We start from the raw sequence: 24,123 nt of genomic DNA on the forward strand, positions 1-24,123 counted from the left end.
GGAGCCGGCGCCGTTCTTCCGGAGACTCACCGGTGATGGCCGGGTCGAAGTCGTCCGGCGCTATCCTAGCGCGTCGGCGGAAGCGGAGCAGGAGCGGGTCATGGTGCGAGGAGTGCAGCGCGGACGGCCCCGCGCGTCGTCGCGGTCCATGCTCGAGGACGCCGCACTGGACCTCTTCGTCGAGCAGAGCTACGCGGGCACGACGATCGAGCAGATCGCCCAGCGGGCGGGGGTCTCGCGCAACACCTTCTTCAACTACTTCGAGTCCAAGAGCGACGTCTTCTGGGTGCTGGTCGACGACCGGCTGGCCGAGCTCCCGGAGGCGCTGGCCGAGACGGCGGCAGAGGCGCCGGTGATGGACGCGCTCGGCGACGCGCTGCTCGCGATCGGCTCCGGCTTCGGACCCGCGACGGTGCCGTGGGTGCTCACCCAGTCCGAGATGATCGGCAGCGTCCACGAGCTGCAGGCGTCGGCCCTCGGCCGCCTCGCCCGGCAGGCGGCCGTCATCGCCCGCTTCGTGGAGGAGCGGAGCGCGCGCCCGCTGCCCTCGCACCTCTCGCGCGCCATCGCCTACGCGAGCGTCGGAGCCGCGGTGGCGGCCGTGCAGGCCTGGGCCGCGGCGGGCCCCACCCGCGGCGAGCTCGTGCCCTATCTCGACGAGGCGCTCGCGCCCGTCCGCGCCGGCTTCGCCCCCGTCGTCGACTGACCCGGCTCCCGCCGCTCCGGTAGAATCGTCGCGGCCGGCGGGCGACTCGCCCGGGAGCCCCCATCCAGGCACCATCACCACCGACACGGTGCCGCCCATAGCGAACCGGAGCATCATGACCCTCGCCGACCGCCTCCCCGCGAAGCCCGCCCTCGAGGGCCTGGAGGGCACGTGGGGCCTCCGCTGGCAGACCGACGGGACCTACCGGTTCGACCGCACCGGCCTCACCCGGGCCGACGTCTACTCGATCGACACCCCGCCGCCCACCGCGTCCGGGTCGCTGCACATCGGGCACGTCTTCTCCTACACGCACACCGACGTCGTCGCGCGGTTCCAGCGGATGCGCGGCAAGAGCGTCTTCTACCCGATGGGCTGGGACGACAACGGCCTGCCCACCGAGCGCCGCGTGCAGAACTACTACGGTGTGCGCTGCGACCCGACGCTCCCCTACGAGCCCGGCTTCACGCCTCCGTTCGAGGGCGGCGACAACAAGAGCAGCAAGGCCGCCGACCAGAAGCCGATCTCGCGCCGCAACTTCGTCGAGCTGTGCGAGCGCCTCACCGTCGAGGACGAGAAGCAGTTCGAGGACGTCTGGCGCGCCCTCGGCCTGTCCGTCGACTGGTCGCAGAGCTACCGGACCATCGGCGACGAGTCGCAGGCCGCCTCGCAGCGCGCCTTCCTCCGCAACCTCGCCCGCGGCGAGGCCTACCAGGCGCAGGCCCCGACGCTCTGGGACATCACCTTCCGGACCGCCGTCGCCCAGGCGGAGCTCGAGGACAAGGACCAGCCCGGCGCCTACCACCGCCTCGGCTTCCACCGCGACGGCGGCGAGGACGTCTTCATCGAGACGACCCGTCCCGAGCTGCTGCCCGCCTGCGTCGCCCTCGTCGCGCACCCCGACGACGAGCGCTACCAGGCGCTGTTCGGCACCACCGTCCGCACGCCGCTCTTCGACGTCGAGGTCCCGGTGCTCGCGCACCACCTCGCGCAGAAGGACAAGGGCTCGGGCATCGCGATGATCTGCACCTTCGGCGACATCACGGACGTGGTCTGGTGGCGCGAGCTCGACCTGCCCAACCGTGCGATCATCGGCTTCGACGGCCGCCTGATCTCGGAGGCTCCCGCCGCGATCACGAGCGACGCGGGCCGCGCCGCCTATGAGCAGCTCGCCGGCAAGACCGTCTTCTCCGCGAAGCAGGCCGTCGTGGCGCTGCTGAAGGAGTCCGGCGAGATGGTCGGCGACCCGCGCCCCATCACCCACCAGGTCAAGTTCTTCGAGAAGGGCGACAAGCCGCTCGAGATCGTGTCGACCCGCCAGTGGTACATCGGCAACGGCGCTCGCGACGCGGTGCTCAAGGAGCGCCTGCTGGAGCTCGGCCGCGACGTGCGCTTCGTGCCGGAGTTCATGCGCGTCCGCTACGAGAACTGGGTGAACGGCCTCTCCGGCGACTGGCTGATCTCGCGCCAGCGCTTCTTCGGCGTGCCGATCCCGGTGTGGTACCCGCTCGACGGCGACGGCAACCCCGTCTTCGACTCCCCGATCGTGCCGGACGAGGCGGCGCTGCCGGTGGATCCCTCCAGCGACCCGGCCCCCGGCTACTCGGAGGACCAGCGCGGAGCGGCGGGCGGCTTCCAGGGCGAGCTCGACGTGATGGACACCTGGGCGACCTCCTCGCTGACCCCGCAGCTCGCGGGCGGCTGGGAGCGCGACGACGAGCTCTGGCAGCTGGTCGCTCCCTACGACCTGCGCCCGCAGGGCCAGGACATCATCCGCACCTGGCTCTTCTCGACCCTCCTGCGCTCGCAGCTCGAGGACGGCCGCGCCCCGTGGAGCACGGCGACCGTGTCCGGCTTCATCGTCGACCCCGACCGCAAGAAGATGTCGAAGTCGAAGGGCAACGTGGTCACTCCCGCCGCGATGCTCGAGCAGCACGGCTCGGACGCGGTCCGCTACTGGGCCGCCTCCTCGCGCCTGGGCACCGACGCGGCCTTCGACCCGCAGAACCCGACGCAGATCAAGATCGGCCGCCGACTGGCGATCAAGATCCTCAACGCGGCGAAGTTCATCCACGGCTTCCCTCTCGCCGAGGGCGCCGAGGTCACCGACTCGCTCGACCTCAGCATGCTGGCCACCCTCGACACCGTGGTCGCCGACGCGACGACGGCGCTCGAGAACTACGACCACGCCCGCGCCCTCGAGACGACGGAGGCGTTCTTCTGGACGTTCTGCGACGACTACCTGGAGCTGGTGAAGGAGCGCGCGTACAGCGAGGACGGCGCGTCCGCCGCGGCCGCCCTGCACCGGGCGCTCGACGTCCTCCAGCGCCTGTTCGCGCCGTTCCTGCCGTTCGCGACGGAGGAGACCTGGTCGTGGTCGCACGACGACTCGGTGCACCTGCGCCCCTGGCCGGCCGTCGAGGGACTGGGCGGCGACCCCGCCGTCCTGGCCGCGGCGAGCTCGGTCCTCACGGCCATCCGGCGCGCGAAGACCGATGCGAAGGCCTCGCAGAAGACGCCGGCCCGCTCCGCCCTGGTGACGGCGCCCGCCGAGCTCGTCGCGTCCCTCCGGCTCGCCGCGGGAGACCTCGCGGCCGTCGGCAGGATCGCGGCGCTCGACTTCGCCGAGGGCGACGCCCTCGCGGTCGGCATCGAGCTCGAGACCGAGGCGTAGCGCCGCTCCCGGGAGGCGGGAACCGTCCCGCCTCCCTCCCCACCGTCGAGAGGACCTCTCCCATGCAGCTCGGAACCCGCTGGTCGGTCGGCCAGGTGCCGCCGCAGACCCTCCCCGAGATCGTCGTCACCGCCATCGGCGACGTCGAGGGCGAGCTCGCCGCGGCCGGCACGGCGACCGCCGACTGGCGCTGGACGCTCACCTGGCTCGAGGGCAGGCCCGTCCTCGAACTCGACGACGGCACGACGATCACCTACCGTCCTGACGAGGATGCTGCCTACATCACGCAGCCGCAGGGCCGCGTGGAGGGCGAGGACGACGACGACTGGGGCTGACGCCCCTTCGCGGCGCGGTCGTCGAGTCCGGTGAGCGCGCGCGTCCTGCGATCCTGAGTCGGAGCCCTCTCCCCCGCTCGCGCTCTAGGCTCGCAGGATGAGCGCACCCGATCCCGTCGCCGTCCTGCTCGAGCCGAGCGGACTCCCCCACGGGCTCCCCGACTTCGCCGCCGTCGACCCCGAGGCCTACCGCCCGGCGTTCCTCGAGGCCCTCCGCCGGCACCGCGCCGAGATCGACGCGATCGCCGGCGCCTCCGAGCCGCCGACCGTCGAGAACACCCTCGTCGCCCTCGAGCGGGCGGGCCGCGAGCTGCGCCGGGTGAGCGCCGTCTTCTTCACCGTCGCCGCCTCCGACCGCACTCCGCTCACCGACGCTCTGGAGGCCGAGCTCGCTCCGCTGCTCTCGGCCCACAGCGATGCGATCAGCCTCGACCCGCGCCTGTTCGCCCGTCTCCGCGCTCTCGCCGAGCAGTCGACGGAGCTCGACCTCGACGCCGAGACGGCCTACCTCCTCGAGCGGAGGATCACTGGGTTCGAGCGCTCCGGTGCGCTCCTCGACGACGTGGGGAAGGCACGGCTCGGCGAGCTGAACGAGCAGCTCTCGACCCTGACCACGCGTTTCGAGAAGGACCTGCTCGCCGAGTCGAACGACCGGGCGGTCCTCCTCGAGGACGTCGCCGGCCTCGACGGGCTCGACGAGTCCGACGTCTCGGCCGCCGCGCGCGCCGCCGCCGACCGCGGTGTCGACGGCTGGCTGATCACCCTGCCCCTCTACTCCGGCCACCCCTGGCTCGCGCGTCTGCGCGACCGCGGCGTCCGCGAGCGCGTCCTGCGCGCCTCCGTCGGCCGCGGTGCGGAAGGCGGGCCGCACGACACCACCGCGACCCTGCAGCGCATCGTCGCGCTGCGGGCCGAGCGCGCAGCTCTGCTGGGCGCGGCCTCGCACGCCGAGTTCGTGATCTCGGGCCAGACCGCGGGCTCGCCGGAGCGCGTCCTGTCGCTGCTGCGCGAGCTCGCCGCTCCCGCCGCCCGGAACGCGAGGATCGAGCTCGAGCGGATGCAGGCCTCCGCCGACGCCGAGCACGACGCCGCCGGAGCGCCGCGCTTCACGATCGAGGCTTGGGACCGCGCCTACTACGAGGAGCGCGTGCGGTCGGAGAGCTACTCCGTCGACTCCAGCGCACTGCGTCCCTTCTTCGAGCTGGAGCGGGTGCTCCGGCACGGCGTGCTCGCCGCCGCCACCGGTCTCTACGGCGTCCGCTTCTCGGAGCGGAGCGACCTGGCCGGCTACAGCGAGCACGTCCGCGTGTTCGAGGTGCACGAGGAGGACGGGACGCCGCTGGGCCTGTTCCTGCTCGATCCCTTCACCCGCGACTCGAAGCGCGGCGGGGCGTGGATGAACTCCCTGTCCAGCCGCACCTCGCTGCTCGGCGACTCCGCCGTCGTCGTGAACAACCTGAACCTGTCGGCTCCAGGCCCGGGCGAGCCCGCCCTTCTCAGCCTCGACGAGGTGGAGACGCTCTTCCACGAGTTCGGGCACGCCCTGCACGGCCTGTTCGCGAGCACGCGGTACCCGCGCTTCGCCGGTACCGCGGTGTTCCGGGACTTCGTCGAGTTCCCGAGCCAGGTGAACGAGACGTGGGTGCGCCGCCCCGGGCTCCTCGCCGAGTACGCCCGCCACGTCGAGACCGGCGAGGCCCTGCCCGCGGGGACCGTCGAGCGCCTCGAGGCGTCCGCGCTGTGGGGCGAGGGCTTCGCGACGAGCGAGTACCTGGCGTCCGCCCTGCTCGACCTCGCCTGGCACTCCCTGCCGGCCCCGGTCGAGCCGCGCGACGCGGCCGCCTTCGAGCGCGACGTGCTCGACGGCGCGGGCCTCCTCCTTCCCGCCGTGCCGCCCCGCTACCGCAGCACGTACTTCGCGCACGTCTTCTCCGGCGGCTACTCCGCGGGCTACTACTCCTACATCTGGAGCGAGATCCTCGACGCGGACACGGTCGAGTGGTTCGAGGAGAACGGCGGCCTCGACCGCTCGGCGGGCGAGCGCTTCCGCCGCGGGGTGCTCGAGCTCGGCGGCTCCCGCGATCCGCTCGACGCGTACCGCGCGTTCCGCGGACGGGATGCGCGGACCGAGCCGCTGCTCGCGCGCCGCGGCCTCCTCTAGCGGCGCCGGGGGACGAGCCAGGCGAGGAGGACGAGTCCCACGACCAGGCCCCAGAACGCCGATCCGATCCCCGCGATGGTCGTGCCGGAGGCGGTGACCAGGAGCGTCGCCGCCGCCGGCAGCCGCAGCCGCGCGTCCTCCACAGCGGCCTGCACCGCCGACACGAACACCCCCAGCAGCGCCAGACCGGCGACCGCCTCGATCAGCAGCGGGCTCGCGGAGGACACCAGCGCGGCGGCCGCTCCGGCGAACACGCCCAGCACGAGGTAGGAGGCGCCCGCCGAGACCGAGGCGACCCAGCGCTGCTCCGGCCGCGGCGAGGCCTCGGGTCCCGCGGTCAGCGCGGCGCTGAGCGCGGCGTAGTTGATCGGCACGCCGCCGAAGATCGCCGAGACCCCGGAGAGAGCACCGGTCGAGACGATCCCGGGACGCGAGTGGGCCGCGAAGCCGAAGCTCGTCAGCACCGCGATGCCTGGGATGTTCTGCCCGGCCATGGTGACCACGTAGAGCGGCAGGCCGATCCCGACCATCGCTCCGATCTCGAACACCGGAGCGACGAACTGCGGCACGGGGAGCAGCGGCGCACCGGCGAGTGCCGCGCCGTCCGTCACGATCAGCAGCACGATCGCCAGGGCGATCGCGGCCGGCACCGCCCAGCGGGGCAGGAGCCGCAGGAGCAGCAGCCAGAGCAGGATCACCGGCAGCGCGAGCGCGGGGATCTCGACCGCCGCGCGCACCGGCGCCAGGACGAGCGGGAACAGGATGCCCGCGAGCATGGCGTTCGCGAGCGGCCGCGGGATGCGCGCGACGAGCCTCCCGAGCGCCGGCCACAGCCCGGTGACCACCAGCAGAGCGGAGGCGACCAGGAACGCCCCGACCGCGCGGTCGAAGCCGCCGGGGAGCGTCGCGGTCGAGGCCAGCAGGGCGGCGCCCGGCGTGCTCCAGGCGAAGGTCATCGGCACGCGGTAGCGGATGCTCAGCGCGATGCACAGGACTCCCTGCAGCACGCAGACGGCGAGGAGGCCCGAGGCCGCCTGTTCGTCCGTCGCGCCCACCGCGACCACCCCGGCGAGCACGATCGCGAACGAGCTCGAGAAGCCGGTCAGGGCGGCGACGATCCCGGCGAGCAGCGGCTGGACGATGGCGGAGCCTCCCGGAGGATCGACCGGCACCGAGGCGACCGGACGCGCCGTCGGCACGCTCCGCCAGGTTAGGGAAGCGGGAGCGCCTCGCCCGACGATCCAACGGGCCAATCGCGGTGAACTGGCCGAGCGGAGCGGGGAGAGACTAGGCGCTCTTCTCCTGGCGACGGGGAGCGTGGGGGACGATCGTCGGGGCCGCGTTGTCGAGCACCGCGGCGCGGGTGACGACGACGCGCGCCACCTCGTCCGAGGAGGGCACCTCGAACATGATCGGGCCGAGCACCTCCTCGAGGATCGCGCGCAGTCCGCGGGCCCCGGTCTGGCGGAGGACCGCCAGGTCCGCGATGGCCTCGAGAGCGCCCCGGTCGAACTCGAGCTCGACGCCGTCGATCTCGAACATCCGCTGGTACTGCTTCACGAGCGCGTTGCGCGGCTCGGTGAGGATCTGCATGAGCGCGTCCTGGTCGAGCTGCGTGACCGTCGTCACGACGGGGAGACGCCCGATGAATTCGGGGATCAACCCGAACTTGTGCAGGTCCTCCGGGAGGACCTCGCTGAAGATGTTGATCTCGTCTTCCTTGTTGTGCAGCGGAGCGCCGAAGCCGATGCCGCGCTTGCCCGCCCGTGACGAGATGATGTCCTCGAGTCCGGCGAAGGCGCCGGCGACGATGAAGAGGACGTTCGTCGTGTCGATCTGGATGAACTCCTGGTGCGGGTGCTTCCGCCCGCCCTGCGGGGGCACGGAGGCGACGGTGCCCTCGAGGATCTTGAGCAGCGCCTGCTGCACTCCCTCGCCCGAGACGTCGCGCGTGATCGAGGGGTTCTCGGCCTTCCGCGCGATCTTGTCGACCTCGTCGATGTAGATGATGCCGGTCTCTGCACGCTTGACGTCGTAGTCGGCGGCCTGGATGAGCTTGAGGAGGATGTTCTCGACGTCCTCGCCGACGTAGCCCGCCTCGGTGAGGGCCGTGGCGTCCGCGACGGCGAAGGGCACGTTGAGGCGCTTCGCGAGGGTCTGGGCGAGGTAGGTCTTCCCGCAGCCCGTGGGGCCGATGAGCAGGATGTTGCTCTTGGCGATCTCGACCTCGTCGTGGATCGCGTCGGCGGCGGTGATGGTGTTGCGGGCCCGCACGCGCTTGTAGTGGTTGTACACGGCGACGGCGAGGGCCTTCTTGGCCTGCTCCTGCCCGATCACGTACTCCTCGAGGAAGCCGAAGATCTCCTTCGGCTTCGGGAGGTCGAACTCGTGGCTCGTCTCCTCGCTCGATTCGGAGAGGCGCTCCTCGATGATCTCGTTGCAGAGCTCGACGCACTCGTCGCAGATGTAGACGCCCGGTCCCGCGATGAGCTGCTGGACCTGCTTCTGGCTCTTGCCGCAGAAGGAGCACTTCAGCAGGTCGGCGCTTTCGCCAATACGTGCCACGGGGATGCCCCACTTCCTTGTCGTGCGTCTGTCGTGCGTCGGTCGGTCGTGCAACGGAGCCCGGAGCTCCGGCCGGTGCGAGCGGGACGAGCCCCCTGACACTGCTCCGAGCCTAGCCGCTGAGCCGCGAGGGCTCGGCAGGCGGGCCGGATTCGCCGTGCCTTGCGCCTCGTGTGGCGCTTTGCTACGGCGACGGAGGACGCAGAGAGGGGCCGGGCGGCGGATCGCTCCGCCACCAGGCCCCTCCTGGACGCCCTACGCCGTGAGAGCCGGGAGGCTCTTGCGGCTGGTGAGCACCTGGTCGATCAGCCCGTACTCGAGCGCGTCGCTCGCGCCGAGGATCTTGTCGCGGTCGATGTCCTTCTTGACCTGCTCGATCGAGCGGTTCGAGTGCTGCGACAGCGTCTCCTCGAGCCACTCGCGCATGCGCATGATCTCGGCGGCCTGGATCTCGATGTCCGAGGCCTGACCCCCGCCCTGCTGCACGGCGGGCTGGTGGATGAGGATGCGCGCGTTCGGCAGCGCGAGGCGCTTGCCCGGCGTTCCCGCGGCGGTGAGCACGGCGGCGGCCGAGGCGGCCTGGCCGAGCACGACCGTCTGGATGTGCGGGCGGATGTACTGCATCGTGTCGTAGATCGCCGTCATCGCGGTGAAGGATCCACCGGGCGAGTTGATGTACATGACGATGTCGCGGTCCGGGTCCTGGCTCTCGAGCACGAGGAGCTGGGCCATGATGTCGTCCGCGGAGGCGTCGTCGACCTGGACTCCGAGGAAGATGATGCGGTCCTCGAAGAGCTTGGCGTACGGGTCCTGGCGCTTGTAGCCGTAGGCCGTGCGCTCCTCGAACGTGGGGAGGATGTAGCGCGAGGACGGTGCGGCTCCGGAGCCGAACGCCGTTCCGCCGAAGGTGGGTGTGGTCATTGTCTGTTCCTGATCTCTCGGCGCGTTCGCTGGACTACTCGTCGATGGCGGTTCCGCCACCGCCGGCCACGTCGGTCGCCGACGAGCGGATGTGGTCGACGAAGCCGTAGGCCAGGGCCTCCTCGGCGCTGAACCAGCGGTCGCGGTCGCCGTCCTCGTTGACCTGCTCGACGGTCTTGCCGGTCGCCTTGGCGGTGATCTCGGCGAGGCGCTTCTTCATGTCGAGGATGAGCTGCGCCTGGGTCTGGATGTCGGAGGCCGTGCCGCCGAAGCCGCCGTGCGGCTGGTGGAGGAGCACCCGCGCGTTCGGGGTGATGTAGCGCTTGCCCTGGGTTCCGGCGGCGAGGAGCAGCTGGCCCATGGAGGCCGCCATCCCGATGCCCACGGTCACGATGTCGTTCGGGACGAACTGCATCGTGTCGTAGATCGCCATGCCCGCGGTGATGGAGCCGCCGGGCGAGTTGATGTAGAGGTAGATGTCCCGCTCGGAGTCCTCGGCTGCCAGGAGCAGGAGCTTCGCGGCGATCTCGTTCGCGTTCTCGTCGCGCACCTCGGAACCGAGCCAGATGATCCGGTCCTTGAGCAGGCGGTCGAAAACACTGTTGGGCATAACCATGTCGGCCATGTATTGCTCCGTTTCAGTTGTCGCTTCGGAGGCGAATCTATCGGACGCCGCCAGGCCGATCCGGCCGTGTTCGCCCGGGGCGGAGCGGGAGTCGCCCGTGTTCGCCCGGGGCGGACCGGAGCCCCGCAACGAGAGGAGCCGCCCTCCGACGGATCGGGGGGCGGCTCCTGACGTGCTCGCGGCGACTACTCCGCGGCCGGGGTCTCCTCGGCGGGAGCGGCGGCCTTCTTCTTGGCCGGCGCGCGCTTCTTCTTGGGGGCCGGGGCGGGCTCCTCCTCGGCAGCGGGCTCCTCGGCGACGGGCTCCGCGGGGACCTCGGCGTCGGCGGCGGCCTGAGCCTCCTCCACGACCTCGGTCTCGTCCGAGGCGACTGCCTCGTCGGAGGCCTCGACGGCCTCGTCGTCACCGGGGACCGCGGTGAACGCGGTCAGGTCGACGGCGTTGCCCTCGGTGTCGGTGACCTTCGCCTTGCCGAGGACGATCGCGAGCGCCTTGTTGCGGGCGACCTCGCCGACCATCTGGCCGATCTGGTTGTTCTCGGACAGGATCTTGATGAACTCGTTCGGCTCCATGCCGTACTGCGCCGCACCCTGGATGAGGTACTGCGTGAGCTCGTCCTGGCTGACCTGGACCTTCTCCTGCTCGACGACGTGGTCGAGGAGGATCTGCGTCTTGAAGGTCTTCTCGCTGGCCTCCTTGACCTCGGCGCGGTGCTCGTCGTCCTCGAGGCGGTTCTCGCCCTCGAGGTGGCGGTGCACCTCGTCCTCGACGAGACCGGCGGGCACGGGCACCTCGACGAGGGCGAGCAGCGCCTCGACGAGCTTCTCGCGGGCCTCGCCGCCCTGGCCGAAAGTCTTCTGCTGAGCGGCCTGCTCCTTGAGCGACTCGCGCAGCTCGGCGATGGTGTCGAACTCGCTGGCGATCTGCGCGAAGTCGTCGTCGGCCTCGGGGAGCTCGCGCTCCTTGACGGCGGTGAGCGCGACGGCGATCTCGGCCTGCTCGCCGGCGTGGTCGCCGCCGAGCAGCGGAGCGGTGAACGTGGTGCTCTCGCCCGCGGTGAGCGAGTCGAGCGCCTCGTCGATGCCCTCGATCAGCTCGCCCGAGCCGAGCTCGTACGAGATGGCGTTGGCGGTGTCGACCTCGACGCCGTCGATGGAGGCGACCAGGTCGATCTGCGCGAAGTCGCCGGTCTTCGCCGGGCGATCCACGGTGACCAGGGTGCCGAAGCGGCTGCGGAGCTTGTCCAGCTCGGCGTCGACGTCGGCGTCGGTGACCTCGGCCGCCTCGACGGTGAGCTCGATGCCGTCGTAGTCCGGGACGGTGATCTCGGGGCGCACGTCGACCTCGATGGCGAGCTCGAGGTCGCCGGTGAAGTCCTTGTCGCTCGGCCAGGCGACGATGTCGGCCTGCGGGCGGCCCAGGGGGCGGACCTCGGTCTCGCGGACGGCCTCGCGGTAGAAGCCGTCGAGGCCCTCGTTGACCGCGTGCTCGAGCACCGCGGCCTTGCCGACGCGCTGGTCGACGATGGCCGGCGGGACCTTGCCTTTGCGGAAGCCGGGGACGTTGATCTGCTCGGCGATGTGGCCGTAGGCGTGCGTGATGCTGGGGCCGAGCTCGTCCGGGGTGACCGAAATCGCGAGCTTCACGCGGGTCGGGCTCAGCTGTTCTACCGTGGTCTTCACGTGAGGGGATCTCCTGTGCTGGTTGGTGTCGGCGCCGGATGACGGTCGTCACGGGTCGATGTCGTCACGATGAGTACTCGTGGTCGGGGCGACAGGATTCGAACCTGCGACCTCCCGCTCCCAAAGCGGGCGCTCTAGCCAAGCTGAGCTACGCCCCGGATGCGCGGGCCTGGGCACCGTGCGTGAGACTCTCGTCGAGCCGTCCCCGCACGTGCGCTTGCGCGACACGCCGAAATGGCCTTCGCAAGTGTACTGCACCGCGGCAGCGGCGACCGGAACCGCGCGGCGGAGGACGACCGGGGTGTCCACGGTGCTCGCGCGATGTACTACGCTGTCCTGGTGCCCGGTCGAGAGACCCGGTCGCACCGGTTCGCGGTCGTCAGACCAGCGATTCGGGGCTGTAGCTTAGTGGTAAAGCCTCTGTCTTCCAAACAGATGATGCGAGTTCGATTCTCGTCAGCCCCTCTCCTCACGAAGAGCCCCGGATGTCCGGGGCTCTTCGTCGTTCCGAGGCGTTCCGGGCGTGCTCAGCCGACCGCGCCGCGATGCTCCTCCGTCAGGGCGAGGTACGAGGCGGCGTTCCGGCGGATGCCCTCGCGCTCCTCCTCCGTCAGCTCCCGCCGGACCCTCCCGGGGACGCCCGCCACCAGCGAGCCCGGCGGGACGACCGTCCCCTCGAGGACGACGGCGCCTGCGGCGACCAGCGAGCCGGTGCCGATGACGGCCCCGTTCAGGACGGTCGCGCTCATGCCGACCAGCACGTCGTCCTCGAGGGTGCAGCCGTGCAGCACGGCGTTGTGCCCGACCGAGACTCCGGCGCCGATGACCGCGTCGTAGTCGGCGTCGACGTGGACAACGACGCCGTCCTGGAGGTTGCTGCCGGCGCCGAGCTCGATCCGCGCGTGCTCGGCGCGCAGGACGGCGCCGTACCAGACGCTCGCCCGCTCCCCCAGGCGCACGGAGCCGATCACGGTGGCGCCCGGAGCGACCCACGCGGTGTCGGCGATCTCCGGGGCGCGTCCCCCGGTCAGGGCGAGGACGCGGGCGCCCTCCGCGGGACTCGACGGCATCGGGTTCTCCTCTTCTCCGGTGGTCAGCGCCCGGCGCGCAGGAAGGCGAGGACCGCCAGCACCCGCCGGTGGTCGGAGCCCGAGTCCTCGAGCCCGAGCTTCTGGAAGATCGCGGTCACGTTCTTCTCCACGGCGCCCACGCCGACGAAGAGAGCGGAGGCGATGCCCGCGTTCGTGCGCCCCTGGGCCATCTGCTCCAGCACCTCCCGCTCCCGCGGGGTCAGCGAGGCGAGCGGGTCGCGGTTGCGCTGCAGGAGCGAGGCGACGACCTGCGGGTCGAGGACGGTTCCGCCCGCCGCGACGCGCTCGACGGCGTCGCGCAGCTCCTCCACGGAGGCGACCCGGTCCTTCAGGAGGTAGCCGAGTCCGCCGTCGCCGGAGCCGAGCAGCTCCTGCGCGTAGGTGACCTCGACGTACTGGCTGAGCAGGAGGACCGACACGTGCGGGTAGCGGCGGCGGATCTCCAGCGCCGCGCGGACGCCCTCGTCGCGGAAGGTCGGCGGCATCCGGACGTCGAGCACGGCGACGTCGACGCCGGCCGGGTCCCGCGCCAGATCGGCGAGCAGGGCGTCCGCGTCCCCGAAGGCGCCGACGGAGGCGAACCCCGCGTCCTCGAAGAGGCGGACCAGGCCCTCGCGCAGGAGGACCGAGTCCTCGGCGATGGCGACGCGGATCACGGGCACGCCCTCAGGATAGGACGGCCGGGCGGTAGGGGACGTGCACCCCGACCGTGGTCGGCCCGCCGACCGGCGACTCCACGCTCAGGATCCCGCGCAGGCCCCGGACGCGCCCGCCGACCCCCTCGAGACCGTGACCGGCGACCGGCGACGCCCCGCCGACTCCGTCGTCGACCACCCAGGCGTCGAGCCAGCGCTCCCCCGGAGCGCCGGAGTCGCGGGTGTCGAGGTGCACCCGCACCGATCGGGCACCGGAGTGCTTGGAGACGTTGGCGAGCAGCTCGGCGACGACGAAGTAGACGCTGCGCTCGACCTCGGGCGGCACGTCCGCCACGGGGTGCTCGGTGAGGACCTCGACCGGCACCGGGCTGAGCTCGGCGAGCGAGTGCACCGCCGCCTCGAAGCCCCGGTCCTGCAGGATCGGCGGCGCCACGCCGCGGGAGAGGGCGCGCAGCTCGTCGAGCGCGGCGCGCACGTGCTCGCGGGCCTCGTCGACCAGGCGGGCGGCGGACTCCGGGTCGGCGGCGAGTCGGTTGCGGGCCGAGGCCAGGTCCATCTGGACCCGGATCAGGCGCTGCTGCGGGCCGTCGTGGATGTCGCGCTCGAGCCGGCGCAGCGCGCGGTCCTCGGCGGCGACGGCTGCGCCGCGGGAGGCGCTCAGCTCGGCGACCTCGCGCTGGAGCGCCTCCGACTCCCACGGGCCGAGCAGGAGACGGTCGACCAGCCAGTGCAGGAGGGAGAGGCCGCGGGTGGCGAACGGCAGGGTCGAGACGAAGAGGACGGTCGTGGCGACCGTCGCCGCGGCGACCAGTCCCGCCGGAGGCTGCGGGGCGCCCAGCAGAGCGGCCCCGCTCTCGGCCAGCAGGCGGGCCGGACCGGGGGCCCCCGTGAGCGCGGCGGCCACCGTGCCCGGGCCCGCCCAGGTCCACAGCGCGAGGAGCAGTCCGGACAGCAGCGCGAGCACCGGAGCCACGACGAGCGTGTGCAGGAGAGCGAGCCAGTAGTGCCCGTCGATCACCGGACCGTAGAGGGCGAAGGTCGAGGGAGTGACGGCGAAGGGCGGTCGCCGCCACTGCGGCCGGGGGACGGCGGGCCGTCCGGCCAGCACGTCGAGGCCGACGGCGGCCCGCGAGAAGAAGCGCGCCGTGTAGAGGGCGGCGGGCAGGAACACCAGGCCGATCAGGACTCCGACGAGCCCGAGCGCGACGGCCAGCGCGACGCCGGCGCAGAAGGCACCGAGGAGCGCGACCGGGATCGCGGCCACCAGCGCGAGCACCTCCCGGGGCAGTCCGCGCCAGAGCCGGAGGTAGGCGCGCGAGGCCTCGCCGAGGGCCGTCGATGCTCCGCTCATCCGCGCCTCCTGTCCGCTCCCGCCGCCGCCGCGACCCGGTCGAGCGTACCGGCGGCACGGCTCCGGGCACCCGGGGGGAAGCCCCCGTGACGCCCCTCCGCGACCGAGGTGAGCCTGTCCTTCACCGGACTGAGCCGAGCCTGCGCTTCCTTGCGGCGCCGGGGGATCTGCGTACTGTTGACGATCAGTCACCCCCTCTCGAAAGGACCAGACGATGTCCACCACGTCCGTCACGTCGCTCACCTCGTCGAACCCGGATGTCGCATCCGGAGTCGCTCAGTTCCTCAGCCCCGTCGTCATCGAGATGACCGCGCTCGCCGTCAACGGCAAGCAGGCGCACTGGCACGTCCGCGGCGCCAACTTCATCGGCGTCCACGAGCTGCTCGACGCGATCGTCGGCCGCGCCATCGAGTGGGCCGACCTCGCCGCGGAACGCGTCGTCGCCCTCGGCCTCCCGGTCGACGCCCGCATCCAGACCGTCGCCTCGGCGACGCGGTCCGAACCCCTCACCCCCGGCTTCCAGCGCTCCGAGAACGCGATCGTCGAGATCATTCGCCAGATGGACGTCGCCATCGCGACCGTCAACACGGCGATCGCCGAGCTCGCCGAGATCGACGCGAGCAGCCAGGACGTCGCGATCGAGATCGGCCGCGGCCTCGAGAAGGACCGCTGGTTCCTCTTCGCCCACGTCAGCGAGAGCTGAGCACCACGCCTCGACCGGCCCGCGGATCCTCGGATCCCGCGGGCCGTCGTCGTTCCCGGGCCCGTCCGCGCGATCCGGAGCAGCCGGTGTCGCGACGGGCGCGGGTCAGCCGCCGTGCGTGAAGCGGCCCGCCAGGAGGGTCGCGGCGACCGGCATGGATCGGAGGGCTCCTGCATCGGCGGCGAGCGGATCGCGGTCGACCACCACCAGATCGGCGGCATCGCCGGCCGCGGGCGTGAGCCGGCGCACCCGGGTCGAGGCGACGATCGCCTCCTCGACGCTCACCCGCTGCTCCGGATGCCAGGGCTCGTCGCCCGGCAGCGCCCGCGCGACCGCGGCCGAGATCGCGACCCACGGGTCGAGCGGAGCGACCGGAGCGTCCGAGCCGAGCACCACGCGGGCCCCGGAGTCGAGCAGCGAGCGCAGCGGGAACGCCCGGCCGGTGCGTCCCGGCCAGTACCGCTCCGCCACCTCGCGGTCGTCGAGCGCGTGCGCGGGCTGCACTCCGGCCTCCACGCCGAGCGCGGCGAACCGCGGAAGGTCGGCCTCCGCGAGCAGCTGAGCGTGCTCGATCCGGCCCCCGCCGATCCGGCCGAGCGCGTCCAGAGCCAGCATCGCCGCGGCGTCTCCGATCGCGTGCACGGTGGAGCGGATGCCCCCGGCGGCCGCGCGGGCGAGCAGCTCGTCCAGCTCGGCGGGCTCCACGGTGAGGACGCCGTTGCCGTCGTGGTCGGCGTAGGGGTGGGCGCAGTAGGCGGTCCTCGTGTTGAGGGAGCCGTCGATCAGGACCTTGAGCGGGCCCATCCGCAGCAGGCCGTCACCGCCGTCGAGCTCGTCGCCAGTGCGCAGTCCGTCCGCGAGGGCGCGGTCGAGGTGGTCGCGGTAGACGCCGGTGTCGACGCGGAGGGAGCGGGTTCCGCCGTCGACGCGACGGGGCCAGTCCCCCGCGTTCCAGCGCATCTCGAGGTCGACGACGCCGACCACCCCGCGGGCCGCAGCCCGCCGGGCCGCCGCGTCGGCGAGCGCGTCGAGCTCGTCGTCGCCGAGGGCTCCGAGTGCGGTGACGAGTTCGAAGCAGGCGTCCTCGCGCAGCAGCTCGGGCTCGGGAGCGACGGCGTAGCGCCGGTACGCGGCGGAGTTCAGCCAGGCGCAGTGCAGGTCGCCGCTGATCAGCACGACGGGCCGCTCCGGAGAGACCTCGTCCAGGAGCGCGGTCGTCGGCGGCTCCGGCCAGAGGCCGTCGCGGAAGCCGAAGCCGATCAGCGTGCCGGTACCGGGCTCCTCCGCCAGGCGACGTCGGACCGCGTCCGCCGTTCCGCGGGCCGAGTCCGCCGACGAGACGTCCAGGCGCGGGGCCGTCATCGCCCACTGGGAGAAGTGGACGTGCTCGTCCCAGAGGCCGGGGAGCACCCAGCGCCCGTCGAGGTCGCGCACCTCGTCGCCCGGGGCGGCGGCGGCGTCCGGTCCGACCGCTTCCACGCGGCCGTCGCGCAGGAGCACGGCACCGGGTCGGGACGAGCCGAGGAGGCGGGCGCCCCGGAGCAGGAGACCGCCGGTCATCGGGAGGCCTCGCGGAGCGCGGGGCGGACGGCTCGGCGGGCGCGGGACCGGGCCGGCGTCTCTCCACCGGCGCTCACGACTGGCACACCGGGCACCAGTAGAGCTTGCGCGCGCCGATCTCCTCGAGCAGCACGTTCGTGCCGCAGACGCGGCAGGGCAGGCCCTCGCGCTTGTAGACGTAGTTGCGCTCGGCGCGGCTGCGGACGGCTTTCGAGCGCTCGGTCTTCGTCAGGCCGCGGCGCGTGATCATCATCCCGGTCCGGATGCCGTCCTCGAGCAGGTCCGCCCAGTCCCGCCACAGCTCCTGTGCGAGCTCCAGCGGCACCTGCTTGCCGGGAGTGTGCGGGTCGAGGCCGGCGCGGTAGAGCAGCTCCGCGCGGTAGATGTTGCCGATGCCGCTGACCACGGACTGGTCCATCAGCACCAGCCCGACCGGCGTCGCCGTCCTGCGGAGCCGGTTCACGAAGCGGTCGCGCGCCTCGTCGGAGTCGTCGTCGGCCGGATCCGGACCGAGGCGGGCGAGGAGGGCCTCCACCTGGGCGGGGTCCATCACCTCGCAGGCGGTGGGGCCGCGAAGGTCGGCGACGGTCTCGTCCGTCATGATGCGCACGCGCACCGCGCCCACGGGCGGCGGCGGGAACTCGTCGAGGTCGGAGTCGGTCTCGTGCTCCGTCTCGGAGAGGCGCACGGCGCGGCGGCGCCGGGGAGCGCCGATGCTGCTGCCGGCCTTCCCGTCCGGGAACAGCGGCGAGACGTGCCCGAGGAAGTCCCACGCGCCGTAGAGGCCGAGGTGGACGTGCAGCGTCAGGTCGCCCTCGAAGCGCAGCAGCAGGTGCTTGCCGACGGCCGTGGACTCGAGGACCTCGCGCCCGTCGAGGAGCGCGGCTCCCTCGGTGAAGCGGCCCTGGGGGCTGCTGGTCGCGACGCGGTGCCCGACGACGTCGCGCTCGAACTGCAGGGCGATCCGGTGGACGGAGTGCCCCTCGGGCACTCAGCGCTCCTTCGCGGCGGAGTCGACGACCCGGCCGGTGATGTCGCCGGTGGCCTCGTACTCGGCGAGCTGCGCGATGCGGCGCACGTGCCGCTCCTCGAAGGTGAAGGGCTCGGCGACGAACGCGTCGATGAAGCCGGTGGCCTCCTCCACGGAGTGCTGGCGGGCCCCGATCGAGATGACGTTCGCGTCGTTGTGCTGGCGGGCCAGCACGGCGGTGCTCAGGTTCCAGACGAGCGCCGCGCGCACGCCCGCGACCTTGTTCGCCGCGATCTGCTCGCCGTTGCCCGAGCCGCCGAAGACGACGCCGAGGGCCTCGACCCCCGCCTCCTGATCGCGGACGACCGCGGCGGCGGCGTTGATGCAGAAGGACGGGTAGTCGTCCAGCGGGTCGTAGGACGTGGGGCCGTGGTCGATCACGTCGTGACCGGCGGCGCCGAGGTGCTCGATCAGGTGACGGCTGAAGTCCAGCCCTGCGTGGTCCGTGGCGATGTGGATGCGCACGAGAGAACTCCTCCGGAAGAGCCGTCTGGGGCCCGCGGTGCCCGGGCCGGGAGTCAGAGTACCGCGAGTCGGCTCAGTCGAACTGCGGGTCGCGGGTCCGCGAGCGCTTGAGCTCGAAGAAGCCGTCGAAGGAGGCGGCGGCGACGATGCCGTCCCAGAGGGTCAGCGCCTGCTCGCCCCTCGGGATCGGCGAGATGACGGGGCCGAAGAAGGCGACGTCGCCGATCGCGATGACCGGGGTGCCGACGTCCTGGCCGACCCGCTCGATCCCGTCGAAGTGGGAGGCGCGCATCGGCTCGTCGTACTCGTCCGAGTCGGCGTGGGCGGCGAGCTCCGCGGGCAGGCCGAGCTCGGCCAGCGACTCGGCGATCACCGCGTCGACGTCGGTGCGCCCGCCCGGGTGGATCCGGGTGCCGAGCGCGTCGTAGAGCGGCTTCACGTGCTCGCGGCCCTCGCGCTCGGCGACGGCGGCGACCAGGCGCGTGTAGCGCAGCGCGCGCGGGAGGAAGGCGCGGTACGAGTCGTCCACGTCCTTGTCCTCGTTGAGGACGGCGAGGCTCATGATGTGCCACTGCACGTCGAGGTCGCGCGCGGGGGTCACCTCGTCCACGAATCGCGAGGTCATCCAGGCCCACGGGCAGGAGGGGTCGAACCAGAAGTCCACAGAGGTCATGGGGACACGCTACGCCGCTCGCCGGGGCCGCGTCCGCGCTCCCCGGCGGCTCCGCAGGATCGGCGCCACGGGGCTCCACGGCGGGTCCCGGCAGCTCTAGGGTGGATCGGCGGCGCCCGCACCCCGGCGCCCGCGGCAGCGCCCGAGACGAACGGATGGAGCACCCCCGTGCCAGGAGACAACCTCACCCGGAGCGAGGCGCAGGAGCGCGCCTCGCTGATCCAGGTCCACGACTACGACATCGCCCTCGACCTGACCCGGGGAGCCGAGACCTTCCTCAGCACGACCACGGTGCGCTTCTCCGCCACCGAGGGCGCCTCGAGCTTCATCGACGCCGTCACGGGCACGGTCCACTCCGTCACCCTCAACGGCGCGGAGCTCGACCCCGCCGACGTCGCCGACGGCGTCCGGATCCGCCTCGACTCCCTGGCCGCGGACAACGAGCTCACCGTCGTCGCCGACATGCTCTACACCAACACGGGCGAGGGCCTGCACCGCTTCGTCGACCCCGTCGACGGCGAGGTGTACCTGTACTCGCAGTTCGAGGTGCCCGACTCCCGCCGCGTCTTCGCGGTGTTCGAGCAGCCGGACCTCAAGGCCGAGTTCCGCTTCACCGTCACCGCGCCCGCGCAGTGGCAGGTCGTGTCGAACCAGCCCACTCCCGAGCCGGTCCCGGCGGGCGAGGGGATCGCGACCTGGAGCTTCGAGCCCACCCCGCGCATCTCCTCCTACATCACGGCCCTCGTCGCCGGACCCTACGTGGTCGAGACCGACTCGCTCGTCTCCTCCGACGGCCGCACCATCCCGCTGGGGGTCTTCGCGCGGGCCTCGCTCGCGCCGTTCCTCGACGCCGACTACGTGTTCGAGAAGACGAAGCAGGGCTTCGCCTTCTACGAGGAGAAGTTCGGCGTCCCGTACCCGTTCGCGAAGTACGACCAGCTGTTCGTCCCCGAGTTCAACGCCGGCGCGATGGAGAACGCGGGAGCGGTGACCTTCACCGAGACCTACGTGTTCCGCTCCAAGGTGACGGACGCGATCAAGGAGCGCCGGGTCGTCACGATCCTCCACGAGCTCGCCCACATGTGGTTCGGCGACCTGGTCACGATGAAGTGGTGGAACGACCTCTGGCTCAACGAGTCGTTCGCCGAGTACGCCTCCACCCTCGCCACCGCGGAGGCGACGGAGTGGACCGAGGCGTGGACCACCTTCGCCGCGATGGAGAAGAGCTGGGCCTACCGCCAGGACCAGCTGCCCTCGACCCACCCGATCGTCGCGACCATCAACGACCTCGAGGACGTCCAGGTCAACTTCGACGGCATCACCTACGCCAAGGGCGCCTCGGTGCTCAAGCAGCTCGTCGCGTGGGTCGGCGAGAAGGAGTTCCTCGCCGGCGTCCACGAGTACTTCGTCAAGCACGCCTTCTCGAACACGGAGCTGCGCGACCTGCTGGTCGAGCTGGAGGCCACCAGCGGGCGCGACCTCACCGAGTGGTCGGCGCAGTGGCTCGAGACGGCCGGCGTGAACACGCTCCGCCCCGAGATCGCGGTCGACGAGAGCGGAGCGATCGCGTCCTTCGCGATCCTGCAGACCGCGGTCGAGGAGTACCCGACGATCCGCCCGCACCGCCTGGCGATCGGCCTGTACGACTTCGAGGGCGAGCGCCTCGTCCGCGTCGACCGCCTCGAGCTGGACGTCGACGGGGAGCGCACCGAGGTGCCCGAGCTGATCGGCCGCACCCGTCCGGCGCTCGTGCTGCTCAACGACGACGACCTCGCCTACGCGAAGGTCCGCCTCGACGACGCCTCGCTCGCCGTGGCCGTCGAGCACCTCGCGAGCATCGACAGCCCCCTGGCCCGCTCGCTGGTCTGGGGCTCGGTCTGGGACTCGACCCGCGACGCCGAGTCGGCGCCGCGCGACTTCGTCCGCCTCGTCCTGGGCAACGTCGCGACCGAGACCGAGTCCACGACCCTGCGGACGGTGCTCAACCAGCTCGTCGCCACCGCCACCCAGTACGTCGCTCCGGAGTACCGGGCCGAGGTCGTCGAGGAGGCGGGCGATCAGCTGTGGACGCTCGCGCAGAGCGCCGAGCCGGGCAGCGACGCGCAGTTCCAGTTCGTGAAGTTCTTCGCCGCGATCGCGTCCACCCCGGCGCACCTCGAGGCCGTGCAGGCGCTGCTCGACGGCTCCACCGCCCTCGGCGGCCTCGACATCGACACCGACCTCGGCTGGGAGCTGCTGATCGCTCTCGTCGCCGGTGGGCGGGCCGGTGCGGACGACATCGACGCGGCGCTCGCCTCGGACAACACGGCGACCGGCCAGCAGTCGGCCGCGCACGCCCGTGCCGCACTGCCGACCGCGGAGGCGAAGCGCGCGGCGTGGGACTCCGTCACGGCCGACGACTCGGCACCGAACACGATCGTCCGCTCGACGGGCCTGGGCTTCCAGCGCGCCGCCGACCCGCGCCTGCTCGACGCGATGGTCCCGGTCTACTTCGACGCCCTCCGCACCCTCTGGGAGTCGAAGAGCTACAAGATCGCCGAGTACCTGGTCGTCGGCTTCTACCCGGCCGCCACGCCCTCGCAGGAGATCGTCGACGCCACCCGCGCCTGGCTCGACGCGAACCCGGAGGTCCCGGCGCTGCGCCGACTCGTGATCGAGAACCTGGCCGGCGTGGAGCGTGCGCTCCGCGCCCAGGAGCGCGACACCCGGGGCTGACAGTGAGCCGCCCGGTCCCCCGGCGCTCGGCGCTGCGGGACCGGGCGGCTCTCCCCGCTCCCGGCGCCTAGCGCTGCGGGACCGAGCGGCGCTCCGGCCCGTCGTAGGCGGACAGCGGCCGGATGAGCGCGTTCGAGCCCCGCTGCTCGATCACGTGGGCCGTCCAGCCCACCACCCGCGCGGCGACGAACAGCGGAGTGAAGATCCCGGTGTCGAAGCCCATCAGCCGGTAGGCGGGGCCGGACGGGTAGTCGAGGTTCGGCAGGATGCCCGTCCGCTCGGCCATCGCCGCGGCCAGAGCGTCGTACAGCTCCATCATCTCGCCGGCCCCCTCGTGCTCGGCGAGCCGCCGGAGAGCGGCGTCCATGGTCGGCACCCGCGAGTCGCCCGACTTGTAGACCCGGTGGCCGAACCCCATGACCTTCCGGCGCTGTCCGAGAGCCTCGGCGAGCCACTCGCGGGACCGCCGGTCCGCCTCCGGTCCGGTGCCGACCTCGTCGAGCACGTGCAGCACGGCCTCGTTCGCCCCGCCGTGGAGCGGTCCCTTGAGCGCTCCCACGGCGGCGGTCACGGCGGAGTGGACGTCCGACAGCGTCGACGTCACGACGCGGGCCGTGAAGGTCGAGGCGTTGAAGGAGTGCTCGGCGTAGAGCACCAGCGAGACGCGGAACGCGTCGACGACGACCGGCTCCGGCACCTCGCCGAAGGTCGTCCAGAGGAAGTTCTCGGAGTAGTCGAGGTCGTCGCGCGGATCGATCGGCTCGAGGCCGCGCAGGCGGCGCTGAGCGTAGGCGACGATCGCCGGCAGTGCCGCCCAGAGCCGCACGGAGCGCTCCAGCACGGCCTCGGGAGCGTCGGCGTCCGGATCCTCCTCCAGCGCGCCCAGGACGCTCACCGCCGTTCGCACCACGTCCATCGGGTGCGCCGACAGCGGCAGCAGGTCGATCACGGTGCGCACCTCGGGGGCCAGGGCGCGGTGGGCCCGCTCCACGGCGGCCAGCCCGGCCGCCTCCTCCGCAGTGGGGAGCTCGCCGTGCCAGAGCAGCCAGGCCACGTCCTCGAACGAGGTCCCCGCCGCGAGCTCCTGCACGGGGTAGCCGCGGTAGAGCAGCGAGTTCGACGCCGGGTCGACCTTCGAGACGGCCGTCGTGTCGACGACGACCCCCACGAGTCCCTTGCGGATGTCCTGATCGGTCGTGCTCATCCTTCGCTCCTTCGCGAGAGGCGGGCGGCGGCGCCGGGGAGCGCCGCCGGTTCGTGCGGGTCGGCGCGCTCAGGCGCCGTAGTGGTCGGCGAGCGAGAAGTCGAAGACGCCCTCGTCGAAGCGGCTGTACGAGGCGTAGTCGAGGAGCTCGTAGAGCTCGGCGCGCGTCTGCATGCCCGGGACCTCCGAGCGGAGCGACCCCTCCGCCTTGAGGGCGTCGAGTGCCCGCATCGCGGCGCCCATCGCGATCCGGAGCAGCGAGACCGGGTGGATCACGACGTTCACGCCGACGTCGGCGAGCTGCTGCGCGGTGAACAGCTCGCTCTTGCCGAACTCGGTCATGTTGGCGAGGATCGGCACGTCGATCGCGGCGCGCACGGCCTCGAACTCGGACAGGTCGCGCATCGCCTCGGGGAACACCGCGTCGGCTCCGGCGTCGACGAGGCGCTTGGCGCGGTCGATCGCGGCCGGCAGGCCGTCGAGGGCGCGGATGTCGGTGCGGGCCATGATCACCAGATCGGAGTCGCGGCGCGCGTCGACGGCCGCCGCGATCCTCCGCACCGAGGTCGCCTCGTCGACGACCGCCTTGCCGTCGAGGTGCCCGCAGCGCTTGGGGTTCACCTGGTCCTCGATGTGCAGCCCCGCGACTCCGCCGTCCTCGAGCATCTGCACCGTGCGCGCGACGTTCAGCGGCTCGCCGAAGCCGGTGTCCGCGTCGACGAGGACCGGCAGGTCGGTCAAGCGCGCGATCTGCTGCGAGCGGCCGGCCACCTCGCTGAGCGTGGTGAGCCCGATGTCCGGCAGCCCCAGCTCGGCCGAGAGCACGGCGCCCGAGACGTAGATCCCGTCGAAGCCCTTCGCCTCGATGAGGCGCGCGGAGAGCGGAGTGAACGCGCCGGGCAGCTGCAGCAGCTCGCCCGAGGCGAGGCGCTCGCGGAAGAGGCGGCGCTTCTCGGCGGGAGTCCGGGTGGAGTGGAGCATCGGGCGTCCTTCCCAGGGCGGTGTCCGG

At 72.3% G+C, this 24,123-nt stretch carries 20 protein-coding genes and 2 tRNA genes; 7 read left to right on the forward strand and 15 right to left on the reverse strand.

Annotated elements, in window-relative coordinates:
- Nucleotides 1-100: 100 nt before the first annotated feature.
- From C5B98_RS09455 to C5B98_RS09470, 4 genes are all read left to right on the forward strand, one after another.
- Nucleotides 101-706, forward strand: coding sequence for a TetR/AcrR family transcriptional regulator (locus C5B98_RS09455; protein ID WP_104327686.1), 606 nt, complete (start codon nucleotides 101-103; stop codon nucleotides 704-706).
- A 115-nt stretch (nucleotides 707-821) separates the two neighbouring features.
- A complete protein-coding gene (valS, locus tag C5B98_RS09460) occupies nucleotides 822-3,377 on the forward strand; it encodes a valine--tRNA ligase (protein ID WP_104327687.1) in 2,556 nt (851 codons plus the stop codon).
- 62 nt (nucleotides 3,378-3,439) lie between these two features.
- Nucleotides 3,440-3,712: a hypothetical protein gene (locus C5B98_RS09465; protein ID WP_104250565.1), complete on the forward strand. Its 273-nt coding sequence runs from the start codon at nucleotides 3,440-3,442 to the stop codon at nucleotides 3,710-3,712.
- Nucleotides 3,713-3,809: 97 nt separating this feature from the next.
- Nucleotides 3,810-5,873, forward strand: coding sequence for a M3 family metallopeptidase (locus C5B98_RS09470; RefSeq protein ID WP_104327688.1), 2,064 nt, complete (start codon nucleotides 3,810-3,812; stop codon nucleotides 5,871-5,873).
- On the opposite strand, the gene C5B98_RS09475 is transcribed toward C5B98_RS09470, so the two are convergent.
- The 6 genes from C5B98_RS09475 to C5B98_RS09500 form a co-directional block, all read right to left on the reverse strand.
- Entirely contained in the window at nucleotides 5,870-7,072 is a 1,203-nt protein-coding gene (locus C5B98_RS09475; protein ID WP_258063481.1) for a benzoate/H(+) symporter BenE family transporter, read from the reverse strand. The genes C5B98_RS09470 and C5B98_RS09475 overlap by 4 nt on opposite strands.
- A gap of 88 nt (nucleotides 7,073-7,160) precedes the next feature.
- Nucleotides 7,161-8,438: an ATP-dependent Clp protease ATP-binding subunit ClpX gene (gene clpX, locus C5B98_RS09480; protein ID WP_104247278.1), complete on the reverse strand. Its 1,278-nt coding sequence runs from the start codon at nucleotides 8,436-8,438 to the stop codon at nucleotides 7,161-7,163.
- A gap of 255 nt (nucleotides 8,439-8,693) precedes the next feature.
- Complete coding sequence (locus C5B98_RS09485) at nucleotides 8,694-9,359, reverse strand: ATP-dependent Clp protease proteolytic subunit (protein WP_104327689.1); 666 nt, start codon at nucleotides 9,357-9,359, stop codon at nucleotides 8,694-8,696.
- 34 nt (nucleotides 9,360-9,393) lie between these two features.
- Nucleotides 9,394-9,984, reverse strand: a complete 591-nt coding sequence (locus C5B98_RS09490; RefSeq protein ID WP_104327690.1) for an ATP-dependent Clp protease proteolytic subunit — start codon at nucleotides 9,982-9,984, stop codon at nucleotides 9,394-9,396.
- Between the two features lie 185 nt (nucleotides 9,985-10,169).
- Complete coding sequence (tig, locus tag C5B98_RS09495) at nucleotides 10,170-11,666, reverse strand: trigger factor (RefSeq protein WP_104232539.1); 1,497 nt, start codon at nucleotides 11,664-11,666, stop codon at nucleotides 10,170-10,172.
- Between the two features lie 80 nt (nucleotides 11,667-11,746).
- Nucleotides 11,747-11,824: transfer RNA gene (locus C5B98_RS09500), tRNA-Pro, on the reverse strand.
- Nucleotides 11,825-12,060: 236 nt separating this feature from the next.
- On the opposite strand from C5B98_RS09500, the gene C5B98_RS09505 reads away from it, so the two are divergent.
- Nucleotides 12,061-12,131, forward strand: a tRNA-Gly gene (locus tag C5B98_RS09505).
- A gap of 62 nt (nucleotides 12,132-12,193) precedes the next feature.
- On the opposite strand, the gene C5B98_RS09510 is transcribed toward C5B98_RS09505, so the two are convergent.
- Genes C5B98_RS09510 through C5B98_RS09520 form a run of 3 tightly spaced genes read right to left on the reverse strand, consistent with a single transcriptional unit; the run spans nucleotide 12,194 to nucleotide 14,764 of the window.
- Nucleotides 12,194-12,736 (reverse strand): gamma carbonic anhydrase family protein, encoded by a 543-nt coding sequence (locus C5B98_RS09510; RefSeq protein WP_104292157.1) that lies wholly within the window; start codon nucleotides 12,734-12,736, stop codon nucleotides 12,194-12,196.
- Nucleotides 12,737-12,759: 23 nt separating this feature from the next.
- Nucleotides 12,760-13,419 (reverse strand): response regulator transcription factor, encoded by a 660-nt coding sequence (locus C5B98_RS09515; protein ID WP_104257382.1) that lies wholly within the window; start codon nucleotides 13,417-13,419, stop codon nucleotides 12,760-12,762.
- 4 nt (nucleotides 13,420-13,423) lie between these two features.
- Nucleotides 13,424-14,764, reverse strand: a complete 1,341-nt coding sequence (locus C5B98_RS09520) for a histidine kinase (protein WP_104327691.1) — start codon at nucleotides 14,762-14,764, stop codon at nucleotides 13,424-13,426.
- Between the two features lie 214 nt (nucleotides 14,765-14,978).
- Between C5B98_RS09520 and C5B98_RS09525 the strand changes: the two genes are divergently transcribed.
- Complete coding sequence (locus C5B98_RS09525) at nucleotides 14,979-15,467, forward strand: Dps family protein (RefSeq protein ID WP_104223697.1); 489 nt, start codon at nucleotides 14,979-14,981, stop codon at nucleotides 15,465-15,467.
- Between the two features lie 105 nt (nucleotides 15,468-15,572).
- Here C5B98_RS09525 and C5B98_RS09530 read toward each other — a convergent pair whose 3' ends face one another.
- From C5B98_RS09530 to C5B98_RS09545, 4 genes are all read right to left on the reverse strand, one after another.
- Entirely contained in the window at nucleotides 15,573-17,027 is a 1,455-nt protein-coding gene (locus tag C5B98_RS09530) for an amidohydrolase (protein WP_104327692.1), read from the reverse strand.
- A 73-nt stretch (nucleotides 17,028-17,100) separates the two neighbouring features.
- On the reverse strand, nucleotides 17,101-18,018 hold the full coding sequence (locus C5B98_RS09535; RefSeq protein ID WP_104254926.1) for an Fpg/Nei family DNA glycosylase: 918 nt from the start codon (nucleotides 18,016-18,018) through the stop codon (nucleotides 17,101-17,103).
- Entirely contained in the window at nucleotides 18,019-18,522 is a 504-nt protein-coding gene (locus C5B98_RS09540; protein ID WP_104327693.1) for a ribose-5-phosphate isomerase, read from the reverse strand.
- A 73-nt stretch (nucleotides 18,523-18,595) separates the two neighbouring features.
- On the reverse strand, nucleotides 18,596-19,195 hold the full coding sequence (locus C5B98_RS09545) for a DsbA family protein (RefSeq protein WP_104223701.1): 600 nt from the start codon (nucleotides 19,193-19,195) through the stop codon (nucleotides 18,596-18,598).
- Nucleotides 19,196-19,363: 168 nt separating this feature from the next.
- On the opposite strand from C5B98_RS09545, the gene pepN reads away from it, so the two are divergent.
- Nucleotides 19,364-21,910: an aminopeptidase N gene (gene pepN, locus C5B98_RS09550; protein ID WP_104261280.1), complete on the forward strand. Its 2,547-nt coding sequence runs from the start codon at nucleotides 19,364-19,366 to the stop codon at nucleotides 21,908-21,910.
- Nucleotides 21,911-21,977: 67 nt separating this feature from the next.
- On the opposite strand, the gene C5B98_RS09555 is transcribed toward pepN, so the two are convergent.
- Nucleotides 21,978-23,114 carry a bifunctional 2-methylcitrate synthase/citrate synthase gene (locus C5B98_RS09555; RefSeq protein ID WP_104232531.1) on the reverse strand — a complete coding sequence of 379 codons (1,137 nt, stop codon included), beginning with the start codon at nucleotides 23,112-23,114 and terminating at the stop codon, nucleotides 21,978-21,980.
- 69 nt (nucleotides 23,115-23,183) lie between these two features.
- A complete protein-coding gene (gene prpB / locus C5B98_RS09560; RefSeq protein ID WP_104327694.1) occupies nucleotides 23,184-24,095 on the reverse strand; it encodes a methylisocitrate lyase in 912 nt (303 codons plus the stop codon).
- Between the last annotated feature and the right edge of the window lie 28 nt (nucleotides 24,096-24,123).

Source organism: Rathayibacter sp. AY1A5 (genome assembly GCF_002930875.1).
Taxonomy (GTDB): domain Bacteria; phylum Actinomycetota; class Actinomycetes; order Actinomycetales; family Microbacteriaceae; genus Rathayibacter.

What these genes read in the sequence shown, in the direction of transcription:
- C5B98_RS09510 (WP_104292157.1), bottom strand. Translation starts at nt 12,736, where the DNA reads ATGCCGTCGAGTCCCGCGGAGGGCGCCCGCGTCCTCGCCCTGACCGGG.
- prpB (WP_104327694.1), bottom strand. Translation starts at nt 24,095, where the DNA reads ATGCTCCACTCCACCCGGACTCCCGCCGAGAAGCGCCGCCTCTTCCGC.
- C5B98_RS09485 (WP_104327689.1), bottom strand. Translation starts at nt 9,359, where the DNA reads ATGACCACACCCACCTTCGGCGGAACGGCGTTCGGCTCCGGAGCCGCA.
- C5B98_RS09455 (WP_104327686.1), top strand. Translation starts at nt 101, where the DNA reads ATGGTGCGAGGAGTGCAGCGCGGACGGCCCCGCGCGTCGTCGCGGTCC.
- C5B98_RS09465 (WP_104250565.1), top strand. Translation starts at nt 3,440, where the DNA reads ATGCAGCTCGGAACCCGCTGGTCGGTCGGCCAGGTGCCGCCGCAGACC.
- C5B98_RS09470 (WP_104327688.1), top strand. Translation starts at nt 3,810, where the DNA reads ATGAGCGCACCCGATCCCGTCGCCGTCCTGCTCGAGCCGAGCGGACTC.
- valS (WP_104327687.1), top strand. Translation starts at nt 822, where the DNA reads ATGACCCTCGCCGACCGCCTCCCCGCGAAGCCCGCCCTCGAGGGCCTG.
- C5B98_RS09545 (WP_104223701.1), bottom strand. Translation starts at nt 19,195, where the DNA reads ATGACCTCTGTGGACTTCTGGTTCGACCCCTCCTGCCCGTGGGCCTGG.
- C5B98_RS09555 (WP_104232531.1), bottom strand. Translation starts at nt 23,114, where the DNA reads ATGAGCACGACCGATCAGGACATCCGCAAGGGACTCGTGGGGGTCGTC.
- C5B98_RS09525 (WP_104223697.1), top strand. Translation starts at nt 14,979, where the DNA reads ATGTCCACCACGTCCGTCACGTCGCTCACCTCGTCGAACCCGGATGTC.
- C5B98_RS09490 (WP_104327690.1), bottom strand. Translation starts at nt 9,984, where the DNA reads ATGGCCGACATGGTTATGCCCAACAGTGTTTTCGACCGCCTGCTCAAG.
- C5B98_RS09530 (WP_104327692.1), bottom strand. Translation starts at nt 17,027, where the DNA reads ATGACCGGCGGTCTCCTGCTCCGGGGCGCCCGCCTCCTCGGCTCGTCC.
- C5B98_RS09520 (WP_104327691.1), bottom strand. Translation starts at nt 14,764, where the DNA reads ATGAGCGGAGCATCGACGGCCCTCGGCGAGGCCTCGCGCGCCTACCTC.